The 12177-nt window shown below is 29.2% G+C and carries 12 protein-coding genes; 2 read left to right on the top strand and 10 right to left on the bottom strand.

The window, feature by feature from the left end; translation table 11 throughout:
* Positions 1–99: 99 nt before the first annotated feature.
* Together GWR14_RS05805 and GWR14_RS05800 are read right to left on the bottom strand one after the other, a co-directional pair.
* On the bottom strand, positions 100–963 hold the full coding sequence (locus GWR14_RS05805) for a helix-turn-helix domain-containing protein (RefSeq protein ID WP_157505946.1): 864 nt from the start codon (positions 961–963) through the stop codon (positions 100–102).
* Positions 964–1300: 337 nt separating this feature from the next.
* Positions 1301–2017: a hypothetical protein gene (locus GWR14_RS05800; RefSeq protein WP_157505947.1), complete on the bottom strand. Its 717-nt coding sequence runs from the start codon at positions 2015–2017 to the stop codon at positions 1301–1303.
* A 354-nt stretch (positions 2018–2371) separates the two neighbouring features.
* On the opposite strand from GWR14_RS05800, the gene GWR14_RS05795 reads away from it, so the two are divergent.
* Together GWR14_RS05795 and GWR14_RS05790 are read left to right on the top strand one after the other, a co-directional pair.
* Entirely contained in the window at positions 2372–4060 is a 1689-nt protein-coding gene (locus GWR14_RS05795; protein WP_163408117.1) for an AraC family transcriptional regulator, read from the top strand.
* Positions 4061–4164: 104 nt separating this feature from the next.
* Positions 4165–4341, top strand: a complete 177-nt coding sequence (locus GWR14_RS05790) for a histone H1 (RefSeq protein WP_031456899.1) — start codon at positions 4165–4167, stop codon at positions 4339–4341.
* Between the two features lie 248 nt (positions 4342–4589).
* On the opposite strand, the gene GWR14_RS05785 is transcribed toward GWR14_RS05790, so the two are convergent.
* From GWR14_RS05785 to GWR14_RS05750, 8 genes are all read right to left on the bottom strand, one after another.
* Positions 4590–5210 carry an NADAR family protein gene (locus tag GWR14_RS05785; protein ID WP_163408116.1) on the bottom strand — a complete coding sequence of 207 codons (621 nt, stop codon included), beginning with the start codon at positions 5208–5210 and terminating at the stop codon, positions 4590–4592.
* Positions 5211–5230: 20 nt separating this feature from the next.
* Positions 5231–6289: a phosphoribosyltransferase-like protein gene (locus GWR14_RS05780; protein WP_031456901.1), complete on the bottom strand. Its 1059-nt coding sequence runs from the start codon at positions 6287–6289 to the stop codon at positions 5231–5233.
* Positions 6290–6460: 171 nt separating this feature from the next.
* The gene (locus GWR14_RS05775; RefSeq protein WP_163408115.1) at positions 6461–6883 is read right to left on the bottom strand and encodes a hypothetical protein; all 423 of its coding nucleotides are present in this window, start codon (positions 6881–6883) and stop codon (positions 6461–6463) included.
* A 449-nt stretch (positions 6884–7332) separates the two neighbouring features.
* Positions 7333–7665, bottom strand: a complete 333-nt coding sequence (locus GWR14_RS05770; RefSeq protein ID WP_163408114.1) for a hypothetical protein — start codon at positions 7663–7665, stop codon at positions 7333–7335.
* Positions 7666–7979: 314 nt separating this feature from the next.
* Complete coding sequence (locus tag GWR14_RS05765; RefSeq protein WP_163408113.1) at positions 7980–9038, bottom strand: HNH endonuclease domain-containing protein; 1059 nt, start codon at positions 9036–9038, stop codon at positions 7980–7982.
* An 89-nt stretch (positions 9039–9127) separates the two neighbouring features.
* Complete coding sequence (locus GWR14_RS05760; protein WP_223150965.1) at positions 9128–9685, bottom strand: MltR family transcriptional regulator; 558 nt, start codon at positions 9683–9685, stop codon at positions 9128–9130.
* A gap of 99 nt (positions 9686–9784) precedes the next feature.
* Positions 9785–11299 (bottom strand): hypothetical protein, encoded by a 1515-nt coding sequence (locus tag GWR14_RS05755; RefSeq protein WP_163408112.1) that lies wholly within the window; start codon positions 11297–11299, stop codon positions 9785–9787.
* Positions 11300–11494: 195 nt separating this feature from the next.
* On the bottom strand, positions 11495–12112 hold the full coding sequence (locus tag GWR14_RS05750; RefSeq protein WP_163408111.1) for a hypothetical protein: 618 nt from the start codon (positions 12110–12112) through the stop codon (positions 11495–11497).
* Positions 12113–12177: the final 65 nt, after the last annotated feature.

Genomic DNA, 12177 nt, shown 5'->3' with positions numbered 1-12177 from the left:
TTTTACTTAGTAAATATTTCTCCCGGATTATTGCCGACAGTACTCTGAATCAATGCTTATAGAACATCCTTTTCCCAGTCAAAAAACTTTATTATTTAATTATTTATGTGAGTTTAATTGTAATCGGTATTCGGAAGGAGACAGGGAAGTATGCTTTTTAAAAAAAGTACTAAAAAAAGAAGTATTTGCAAATTTCAATTCTTCTGAAATATGTAAAATGGTTAAATCATTATTTTGAAGAAGAATTTTGGCTTCCAGAATTATTGCATTTTCGATACATTGTTTTGCTGTTATTTCTATAACTTGTTTGATAGTTTTAGTAAGATGGCCTGTTGTTACATTTAAAGCATCTGCATAGAACTTTACACTGTGTTCTTTTCTGCAGTTAAGTTCTAGTAATCTGAGAAAATGGATAGCGATTTTTTCATTTCCAGTATGCTTTACATTTTCATACCATGCCGATCTATAGTAAGACCTTGCCAATTCGTAGAGAAAAAGATTAAAACTCAAAAGCAATAATTCCTTTTTAAAAATGTGCTTATTTGAACGACTTACTTTACTATTGATTATTTTAAGCAAATCAACCAGCAATCCGATTTCTTTGTCCTTTAAAAAAATTTTAGTAGCATCTTTTGCAACAAAAAATTCAAAATATCCTACATGGGGCCATCTGGTACTATTATGAAAAGCAAACTCAGAGGTAAAAGACAGCAGGCTAATTTTAAAGGGATTAGTTATGATTAAAATTTCACATAATGACCTTTTTGGAATAACGATAACCTCGTTTACAAACAAATGGATCTTTCTGCTGTTAACGTGCATACATACAGCCCCGGAATTTATCATCAAGACGGTAAATCTATCTACTGTAAGTATTTCTCTCAAAACAATCCTGGATGTGATGGCTTCAAAAATGTAAATTTGTATGCCTAAGCGATTATAAATTGATTTAATAGATGCCAAAATAAATGCTTTATAAAGTTTAATTTTATTTGTGCTCTAAGTGTTTGCTTTGTATTGATGAAATCAAACACAAAGTACTACTTGTCAAATAATCTGGCCATCAATGAAACGCAGACAAAAAATAAATTAGAGACTCCGTTTATAAAAAATAAATAGGCCAGTCTTCAGGGACAATCAGTTTTTATCCCGCCATCACTTAAATAGCCTATTATTTCATCATAGGATAATAAATCCATGATGAAATAAAGGCTTACAAGGGTGAAAAGAATCAAAAACATGCAATAGAGATATTGCAGCTGTTTTTCCTTCAACTCAGTTAAGTACATCACTATTAAGCTTAGAGATTGTGAATCAGGAGTCCAGTCAAGATTGACTTGTTAACTGCAGTTGAAGAATTAGCTACCGCGCCTTGTACCGCACCAACACGATTGCCAACAGAAGTTTCCCAGTCTTTGTCTTTGCGCTCTTTTGCGTAATAGGTAGAATATCTTACTATAGATGAAGTGGTCAGAATGATTCTCTTATCCTCACTGCTAAACTGCGTATTCGCTATAACAGATGCTTCAAATGAAATTATGGACTGATGAATTACAGAATATTCATTTATTTCCCATAAAATTAAGGATGCCATGTAGTTGGACAGACAAATTTTAGCAGCATTTGTCATTGAGGAGTTTGCAATCGCCTGTTCTAATTTTGTCTGAGGATTATCTACAGTTTCTTGTATTTCTTGAAAATTTACTGGAAGATTTGTTCCCAAAATTAAAAGGTCATTATTTAAAGCCGAAATGGAATCTACTATTTGGCTTATTTGAGGAATTGTATTAAATGTGTAATTACACGACAGGTAAACATCAAGAAGATCATTGTGTATTTTACCTGCTATATCATATGTATTAGCAGGATTTTCAGGACTCAGATTTTGAAATAGTTTTGCTGTGTTTTTAGATTTCTCTTCAACCAAATTACCAATTGAGCTTTCCATATTCTCGCTTGTACAAGAAAACAATAGTGATGTAAGAATCACCACCAACAATAATAAAAAATTTTTCATGATTAAAAAGTGTTAAATGTAACGACTGCTTTTTTTTCAGTCAGTTCATTTCACCCGGGCTAGCAGAACTTTTATCCGACACGATGCCAAATGTTTTTTTTGCTATTGAATTCGAAACAAATCTAAATGTAGATTTTCTAGTTTGCAAAACATTGTATATCGATTTTCCGAATTTAGGGTATCGATTTTCCGAAAATCGACACCCTTTTTTCATGGTAAATCATACTAAAAATCAATTAATTATGTTAACATCAATACTCTTTTAAGCTTCCCATTAAATTATATTTACCAAATAGTGCTTTTTGCTTAAAAAAATGCATTTAAGGACAATTGCTTCAATTTAAAACTTAATTTATGTTTAAACAATATATAATGATACTGGTCTTTTTATTTGGAGATCAATTTCATGCTCAGGAAAATAAAGTTAGAGCCTCCGATTCACTTATAAGAAAAACGTATGACTATCTATTTGAGAGAATAGAATCAACCGCAGATATTAAAAATCGGCAGGCATTTTATCTTGAATACTTTCTACAAAAAGCTAAAAGAGAGAGAAATTCTAAAGAAATAGTAAACGGATATAAAAATTATGTACACTATACCTCCGATAAGTTTCAACTAGCTTATGCTGACAGCATGATTTTAACAGCACGAAAATCACATGACAATGAGCTTATAGGATCCTCTTATCTTTCTAAAGGAATTGTTTACTATTCACGAAAAGAGCATAAAAATGCGCTGGATAATTATCTCATTGCTGATAATTTTATATCTAAAACCAATGATCAGTACTTAATACATAAGGTTAAATATCATATTGCCAGTATAAAATATTTTCTGGGCTTCTATGATGAAGCAATTTCTTTATTGATAGAGTGTACGGATTATTTTAGAAAGGGAAACGCAAGGGCATATTTAAATTCATTGCATTTACTTGGTTTATGTCAAAATAGAATTGGCAATTACGGATTATGTTCTAAAATAAATGAAAAGGGTATTCAGGAAGGTATAAGACTCGACAATTATGAAATGAAAGATTACTTTATTCATTCAGAAGGAATCAATCAGTATTTTAAAAACAACTATGCAGAAGCTATAAAAAAAATTAAATATTCAATTCCGTCTATAAATAAAAACAAAGATTTTGGCAATGTGTCTGTCGGATATTTTTATATTGGTAAAAGCTACTGGAATCTTCATAAACCTGAAATGGCACTTCCGTATTTTATTAAGGTAGATCGTATTTTTGATACCAAAGGATACATACGTCCAGATCTTCGTCAGAACTATGAATTGCTATTAAAGTATTACAAATCAAAAAAAGATCTTCATAAGCAGCTCTATTATACAGACAAGCTCCTAAAGGCGGACAGCATATTAGATAACAAGTTCATCTATCTTTCAGGTCGGGTGCGTAAAGATTATGATACGAAAGTATTATTAAAAGACAAGCTGCATATTGAAATCTTGTTTAAGAAAAGGAAGTATAATGACTTTATTTACATTGGTATAGTAGTTCTGTTTTTTTTAGTTGTATTATTCATTGCTTACAGACATATCAGAAATAAGAATATTTACAGGCAGAAATTTGAGGAATTGATGGCAAAGAATGAAGCTGATTCCAAAGTGGAAGTCAAAAATGTAGATAGAGGAATTGGAAATATGAATAAAGATACTGTTGCAGATATACTCAGGCAATTAGAAAAATTTGAAAGGGATAAAAAATTTCTTTTAAAAGACTTAACTTCCGTAAAGCTTGCTGCTGTATTCAATTCCAACCCAAAATATTTATCAAATGTAATTTATAAATACAGAGGGAAGAGATTTGTAAAATACATTGCTGATCTTAAAATACATTATCTAATAAAGTTGTTAAAAGAGGACAGTAAAATAAGAAAATATTCAAATAGTGCATTGGCTGAAGAAGTTGGCTTTAGCAGTACTAAAAAATTCAGCCAAGCCTTTTTTGCAGAAGTCGGATGTCCAACTTCTTATTTTATTGATGAACTAAATAAGATGTCTCAAGAAAATGAGGTTCGATAATATAGGAAATACAGATTAAAGTTTTTCTAATTTTTGTCGTAAAGTTTTGCTTTATAAAAAAAGCAAAACTTTACTTTTGCCATCTTAAATTTAAAAAAAATATCATGAAAGATTTAGTAGCAAAAATAAACGCTGAAATCGAAACATTTAAAACAGAATCTGAATCATTAATTGATAAAGGTTTTAAAGCAGCAGGAGCGAGAGCTCGTAAATCAACTTTGGAAATTGAAAAACTTTTAAAAGAGTTTAGAAAAGTTTCTATTGAGGAATCTAAAAAATAAATTCATTCTTACTTTTACTTAATTAGCCTTACAGATTTTTGGAAGGTTTTTTATTTTCGAAATATGCAAATCGATAAACCTTAGAAATGGTTTAAATCATTCCATTTTTCAGGAGTGTTAAGGTAGAGGTATTGAAATCTAACTTTGGCAAAATTTATATTTTTTTGCCAAAGCTAAATTGTTTTATCATTAAGTTAACAGTAGGTTTATTTGCTGTTTTTTTAAGAAAAATAGCAAATAACTCTTAGTTAAGCATAATCTAAATCAAAAAGGAAGTGGTTTTCATATTCAATTTCTGGATTGCAGACAGTTTCAATTTCCGAACCATAAAGAAGGAAGCCGTTTATATTTAAAGGGGCAACACAATCAATAGAATTATTGTTATTAATATATTCAGATCTTAGTTGCATCAACAATCTTCCTAATGCATTTTTACCTCTTAAAGAATTATGCCCTTCAGGGACGACAGCCCAGTCTTTATCTTTATTAGATAGTTCAACTATAGGGGAATTTCCTGTTTTTTGTAAAAGGTTATAAAACTTCTCTAAGTTTTGAGAAAGCTTTACCTTCAATACCCAGTACATTATATCGTATTTTACTTCTTCCCAATCTTGTCTTGTATGTCCATGATACTTACGACTAATCATTTTAGCAGTCATAGGACTGTTTTGAGATATAATTTCTTCCTGAATATGAGGAAACAAAGGAAAACGGCAAACTTGATATAAAGCTTCAGCTGAAGGTATAATTATATCATTGACACGTAAAGAATATCCAGGAGCCATATTAGACAATCCTCCAAATTCTTCTTTTGTACTTTTAAAAGCAATAACATCAGCCGTGTTATATGTTCTTTCAGATATTTTCATATTGCAAATTAATGAAAAAATTAATTAGTTCCTCTATTTCTTAAACAAAATAATGGAATCCAGTCATGACCGGGAACATCCCACCAAAATACAACGGGACAGGTATTCGATATGTTTCTCCATGTAAAAAATAAAGTGCCAGTTCCTAGGGTGCGATGAGATCTCACAGTATCTCCAAGAGGTCTTTTTCGAGGATCGGGATCAGCTTTTTTTATTTTTTGAATTAGTTCCAATCCTTTTTCTAATACTATATTTTCAAAACGTATTCTACTCTCAGGACTTGAAAAAAAGATTTCCTTAAGAGGAAGATTTTCTGGTCTAAAAGCTGCAACACCAGTATTCTCTCCTTCAAGTGATGCTAAATATTCTAAGACTTCTTTAGGTTGTTTTTCCAAAGGATAAATACAATTCAGCGCTTGCTTTTCTGCAATCCATTTGGGTTTGAGTTGATTTTCTATTTTATAATCAAATCCAACTAGCAGAAAATTTTTAATTCGATCGTCAAACGCTTTCATTAACCGCCATTCAATATTATCAAAACCTAGTTTGTGATAACAAAACAAACTTAGTGCTATTGTTTTTTCTTTACTTAAAACATCTTTAAGATGAGTAGATTCAGATAACCAATTTGAAAGATCTTTATAAACAGTTCCCCCAGTAGCTAATACATCATCAAAATATATATAATGCTTTTTGGGCTGATCAATCAAAAGATCGTAATTAATTCCATACTTTTCATCTAAAATGTTTCTCAGAATTGAAAGGACTTCTTTTTGACTTTTTTCTGGTTTTTGAGTATCAATAAAGTTTGTATTATTGATGAATTCCTGCATTGAACTATATTTATAAAACGCTTGAAAATCGACAAGGCGTTTCTCTAGTAATTCTATTGCTCTGTTTTTTGAAATATAGATTTGCGGTAAAAAATATAACAATTCAGTAAGAACAAATTCTGCATCATCGTCAAATTGATTTGCCCATTCAATTATATGCTCAATTGACATTCTATGATCAGTTTCAGGACTATCGCAGTGATAATCTTGTAGAATCTCAAATATCTTTCCCGCTATTTCCTTCATTTATTTTAAATTTTCAATAAAGGATAAAAGTATGATAATGCTTAATAAGATACAAGGAACAATCTTTAAACATTTACATGCTCTTTAGATCACTGTGAAAGATTATTAATATATTGGTTACTACCTTAACAGGATTCTTGTAAATTTCCAAGTCTGAAAAACTTGAGAGGCTTATTTTATAACCAACTCAATTTTAAATAGAGTTTTGATATAGGATATTGGGATAATTTGGTCACTATAATTTGGATTATAAGATCTTAATGAGACCATATTATTAACTGAATCTAAAAAAAATATAGTTTTACACAAACAAAAATCATTTCCTTTCGATGTTGTGCCCATAATTAAAAGAGGTTCGCCCGTAGGTATTTCAAACCATGGATAAAAACCGGATTCAAATTCTATTTGTAATTGATAAGCTAAAACTTTAGCCCCGTTCGGTATTGTCTTGTTTTGGTCGTCACAAGTCATACTATCTCCAACAACAGGAAATGCACCATAAAATATACTTTTCTGCTCCCATTCCAATATTTTCTGCTTTAGATTTTCATCTACAATTATCGGAACTCTTGAAGTTGATTTTAGAAATTCCATGATATCTTAATAATCTAATTAAACAATTATCTATCTTCCGTGTTTCATGGACCTTTGCTTCTACAACTGTTTCCTTTGAAAGTTCTGATAGTAGATCTTTGTTTTTCGTCGATTTGATTAAATCTACTTTTATAGCTTTTGTTCTTTGAACAAATGACAAACATTCATAAGTAAACTTCGGAAGGCTAAGAATTTATTTAAACTGCAAACGCTCTTTTTCTAATACAATTTAACTAGTCACTAATTCAAAATGAGCGCCAGTTGCGTAGAACTTTTAAAAGAGTTTTGAAAAGTTTCTATTGATAAATCTAAAAAATAAAATTCAGTATTATTATTATAAAGGGCTGTTTTAAAGACAGCCCTTTCTGTATATTTGCGATGTGGAAGGGAAACTCCCTTTATCGTTTTTCTTATTATTTAGGCTAATTCTGCACTAAATTATATTGAAACTAATCTTCACTTTCTTCAGTCTCATCGAGATTGTACCAGCATCTACCAACATCCGCAATAGGATTTACTAAAATTGAAAAATTTTGTCCAGTAGCCTTACCAGCTTCTTTAGCTGCTCCCAATATGTCATGTTTTGTGACACCATTATTGCTTGATATATAATTATACTCTGCTGAAGGTAAATCATGGATTGTTCCTCGGACTGATTCTATTGTTTTAGTAAAACCTAAACTTTGCATTTCAGCATGCAAGACTTTATAAGTTTCAGAGTCTAAATCATATTGTTTACCCTCTTTGGTATGTAGTTGCACTCTAACAGTAAATCTCTTCATAATTAATCATTTTTAATTAAAATTTTCACAAAAGTAATAAGTGGAAAAATCTATTTATTACGGTTTTCCGTAATTGTAGAATTTAAAGGACAAATTAGTTCATTAAGGAGTAAACTAGTCAGGTAGAAATACTTGTTTTAGATTTTAATAAAAAAAGATGTTAAAAATAGAAATCTTTGACTGTTACAATTATTGCTTAGTGGTATTGTATTAAATATGATAACTATAGCTTCTTAGAATATATCAGCTAGATTGTTTTTTATCTGAGATGATATAAAAGACAAGTTAAACCTCTTCATATACAATCTGAGTATTTATTCAAAAAATGCTGAATCTTTCATGTATAAAAACCCGTTATTACTAGCAATAGTAATCAAAGGCTGGATTGTTTCTTTGTATCTCAAATAATCAAATTCATTATCTTCTAAATCAGGAAAAATAGTAAGATATTCCTCTAAGTATTTATTTTTAGAATTATGATTTTTAACTATTTCATAAGCTGTTTTTTGAAGATCATAAAACTTATCAAAATACCTGTTTACCGATGGAAGTTTATCTCCTTTTGAAGAATTAAAAATTTTATCGATGGGAATTAAATTCCAAATTAAATCATGAGAAACAAATGCATGAGGAACAAAATGGTCCAAGGCATATTTTTTTTCGTCAAAAACTAATCGGTTGTTCGTAAAAATACAATCAATCGATCCCAATTCATTAAATACTAATTTCCAATATTCGTTGGTTTGTTTAACTAAAGAATTTCTCGTGATTGATTTGCTTATTTTATTTGGAATGTCTGGAACATTTAAATTTTTTTTCTGAAGGAATAAAGACAAATTCCACAAACAAAAATCTTTGAGTATTTTTGAATTCAATTTTAAATACGAAATCCAGACCGGATTTATCTCTATAAAATCTTTTTCTAAACGGTAAAGGCATCCATGATCAAAATTTTGAGAAAGAGAATAAATTTCGTTACGATTTCCTGAAAACCAAGATGAAATAAACCAATGCGGTACATTTTTATCAAAATGATTCAAGATTTTGATAGTTTCGATCTTATTAGTATTTTTTAAAACAGTATTTATGGTGTTTTTATTTTCATTTATAGTAAGGTTCTCTATTTTTATAATAGCTCTAACTGAATCTTGAATAAGATCTTGTTTACCAAAAGAAACATGAAAATAATTAACTGTATACCAGGCATTACTTATCATTCTTGAGAATAATCTTCTTTTTTCAATGTTCGTGTTACCTTCTTCAACCAGTTCAAGAATAGCCAAAAACCAGTAAAACTTATAAGTTGCAGAAGTATTAGCAAATACTGAAGATAATTTATTTATTGGAAGATTTTCAAAATAGGGTAAGTTCATAAGCCCGGTTAAATTATTACAATTATAAATTCTCAAATATTCAACAAATATTCAACAAATATTCAACAAATAGTTAGCATATAATGCTCTTATAAAAACTGCTTAAGATCATCAATAATTTTACGTTTTTCTTTTTTGCTTGATGATATTAATCCACTTAGGTGTGAAATGATTTGATTAACTCCTACTTGAAAAATTTCTAATTCATTAACTTCTGGTGGTGCTTTCATCATCATTGAAATTTCATGAAATTTTAATTCGTTGCACCACGATTTTATTTGTTGATCCTGAAAAGAAGTATATAAATCATGGGCAAACTTATTGCGTATTTTTCTAACAAGATCTAAATCTTGTTTAATTAGTTTATCAATTAAGCCTAAAGAATATGCAATGGTGATTTTGCTGCTAAAGTTTCCTAGAGGCTGATTGAATTCGAAAAGTTTATCAACTTCTTTTTCGTCTTCCGGGAAAAATGACCTTAAGACATGTTCCAAAGCCATTTCGCTAAATGTTCCACCTATAATTGCAATAGCTCGTTCATCCTTATTCTTTTCGTTGAATAATTTATGAAACTCAAATAATGCATTATTGAATTCAAAATAACGTTCAGTTACTTTATCAAATTTTAATTCATTTTCGTTTTTCATAAAGGTAAGTTTGATTAGAGTTAATAGGGAAGTGAAATGTAAACTTATTACATTTACTAAAAAAGTACTTCTTTAAAAAGACTTTGGTTAAAGTAAATATTAATAAAGTCTCGATTCTTTTAATTCTTTAAAATCTGAATAGTCAATTTTTTTTTCATAATTGCGATCCAAAAAGCCTTCAATATATGGTTCCTTACCATCTTTAAATTCGAAAATTGCCTTACCATTCTCATCTTTCATCTCTATTTTTCTTTCCTTTCCATTAAGTCTTGAATACGCTGTCTGAAAAGATCTTAACCAATCTTCACGATTAGATTCTTTTACTTTCAGCATCCAGGTTAGCATCCACCAGATTCGCTCATCTGCATGATCGACAGGTTCCAAAGCACAACTGCTCCAGAAGCATTTCAATTCATTAGCACGAGACTCTCTACCGAGTTGAACCAGTGAGTCTAAACAACTAACACCAATAATATGATTATCTAATTTAACTGCTGTACATCCTAAATATCCAATTTCTTCGAGACATCTAAATAAAAAATCAGAATTTTTTAAAGTAATTGCTTTTTGTCCAATTTGTTTAATAAGAATAGGGTATAGGGTTAATCGGTTATTGAAAAACAAATCATCTTTTGGTAAATTATATAATCCTTTTTGACATAGTTGTCTTAAAGTCGAAATAATAATTATAGCATCATCGTAGTTGTCGTGTTCTAATAGAGTTTCTATACTTTTACAAATTAGAGTCAAAAATTTTCGTGAAGTACTGTCAGTATGCTCATTTGTCAATGCTTTGCGTTTTATATAAATAGATAAAGTACCAATAAGAATATTTTGGAAATCCTTTCGTTCAGCGTTAGCACATACTTGAAAAGAAATCTTTTCAAATGAGATGCACAATAATTTTTCAATGCGATTTCTTAAATTATATGTTTCTAAAATCTTATTTTTTTTAATATTATCAACTGCTTCAAAGTACATCTTTAAACATGCAGCAAATTTTTCAATATCATTGTTTTGGATTGTTATAGAGATTGAATTGTAAATTAGCGAAAACGGATTGTCCTTTATATTTATTAGCTTAAAATTAGTTTCTCCATAATCGTGCATTGGGGTTTCATCTGGTTTAGAAAATTCCAATTCAGATATTTCCTTTATTTGTTTTTTATCTTCTAAATTGAAATTTTCAATAAATTGATTTATTTTTTTAGTAGAGATTTTCCGCTTCACTAAAATTATAGGATTGGTTTCTTCATTTGCTACGACAACTAATAAAATTATTAAGTAACTAAGAATTGGAATACAGATTAATCCTGCTAATGGAACATATTTTAAATTATAAAAAAGACAGAATAGTGGAATTAGAGATATGAATATTGTTAAATAAGAAAAAATTAATTGCCTTCTTGACATTGATCGATGTAAGGCTTTATAAGGAGAAAATTGATATTGTAAAAGGGAAAAGCTAATTGAAAATGTCGCGATAGTCATAGATATCGAAACAAATCCAATATTATAAATTGTCAAATCTTCAATAATTGTCAAATTTAATACTAACAAAATGACAACTAGAAATGGAATAAAGGAAAGTGTTTTTATAAATAAAGAATTCATTAATTTATTTTGTAGTTAATACTTTAGGAACATGTAACCAAAAAAGATTACAAATGATAGAGGAGGCTATTTAAACGCTTATTCTTTTAACGTTATAAAAATTTTAATGATTTTATTGTGTCAAGGAGTGTGACACTTACACCAGCCTTGGGAAAGCATCTATATAACTAAATTACTGTTGTTTATTCAGTTTTTTTATCTCATTAAATTTGTATTTTCAATCTTAATTTCACTTTCCACTATAAAATTATCGATTTTGTATTGATCACCAAAAAATAAACCATTGATGTAAAATTTTATTGGATGATATAAATCCTTTGGATATTTTTTGCCACTGTAGCTTTGAATAGTTTTATATAAATTTCTGTTGCTATAAAGACCACTAAATTGATTTCTTCCATTTCTAATAACCCCCACTTTGACTAAAAATCTTGAGATTTTATGTTTGGTTTCTCCTCCAAATTTATCTTTAGTAATTAGATAATAATTTTTTACATAAAATGTTCTTATGTTGCTTATTATATTGTGATTATTAGTTTTTAAATCTTCCAAGCTTGGTTTTTTCTCATAAGTTACATTAGCCAATTCACAAATTACTTGAAATACATTGTCCATTTCTATAAAATAATCGCCGTCAACTAAAAGCATTCTTTTATGAGTGTAAATACCAAAAAGCATTTCAGAAATTTCTTCTTCTGAATAATCATAAATATTCTTTGATTTACCAAATTCTTCAAACCTAATACCGCTACCATTAGGATTTCTTCTCGTCTTGTTTATTTCTGCAATTGGTTTGTTTTTTATTAAACTCATTTTTTTCGGTTTTCTGTTGTTATAAACTTGCGCATAACGTTCTGGGTTTACAGCGGGTTTGAGAC

It is taken from the genome of Flavobacterium ajazii (genome assembly GCF_010614725.1).
GTDB lineage: Bacteria > Bacteroidota > Bacteroidia > Flavobacteriales > Flavobacteriaceae > Flavobacterium > Flavobacterium ajazii.
The sequence above is the reverse complement of the archived record's forward strand: the minus strand, read 5'-3'. Positions and strand labels throughout refer to the sequence as shown.

Coding starts and splice junctions, on each gene's coding strand:
- GWR14_RS05765 (WP_163408113.1), bottom strand. CDS start 9,038: ATGAACTTACCCTATTTTGAAAATCTTCCAATAAATAAATTATCTTCA.
- GWR14_RS05800 (WP_157505947.1), bottom strand. CDS start 2,017: ATGAAAAATTTTTTATTATTGTTGGTGGTGATTCTTACATCACTATTG.
- GWR14_RS05750 (WP_163408111.1), bottom strand. CDS start 12,112: ATGAGTTTAATAAAAAACAAACCAATTGCAGAAATAAACAAGACGAGA.
- GWR14_RS05785 (WP_163408116.1), bottom strand. CDS start 5,210: ATGAAAATATCTGAAAGAACATATAACACGGCTGATGTTATTGCTTTT.
- GWR14_RS05780 (WP_031456901.1), bottom strand. CDS start 6,289: ATGAAGGAAATAGCGGGAAAGATATTTGAGATTCTACAAGATTATCAC.
- GWR14_RS05770 (WP_163408114.1), bottom strand. CDS start 7,665: ATGAAGAGATTTACTGTTAGAGTGCAACTACATACCAAAGAGGGTAAA.
- GWR14_RS05775 (WP_163408115.1), bottom strand. CDS start 6,883: ATGGAATTTCTAAAATCAACTTCAAGAGTTCCGATAATTGTAGATGAA.
- GWR14_RS05795 (WP_163408117.1), top strand. CDS start 2,372: ATGTTTAAACAATATATAATGATACTGGTCTTTTTATTTGGAGATCAA.
- GWR14_RS05755 (WP_163408112.1), bottom strand. CDS start 11,299: ATGAATTCTTTATTTATAAAAACACTTTCCTTTATTCCATTTCTAGTT.
- GWR14_RS05760 (WP_223150965.1), bottom strand. CDS start 9,685: ATGAAAAACGAAAATGAATTAAAATTTGATAAAGTAACTGAACGTTAT.
- GWR14_RS05790 (WP_031456899.1), top strand. CDS start 4,165: ATGAAAGATTTAGTAGCAAAAATAAACGCTGAAATCGAAACATTTAAA.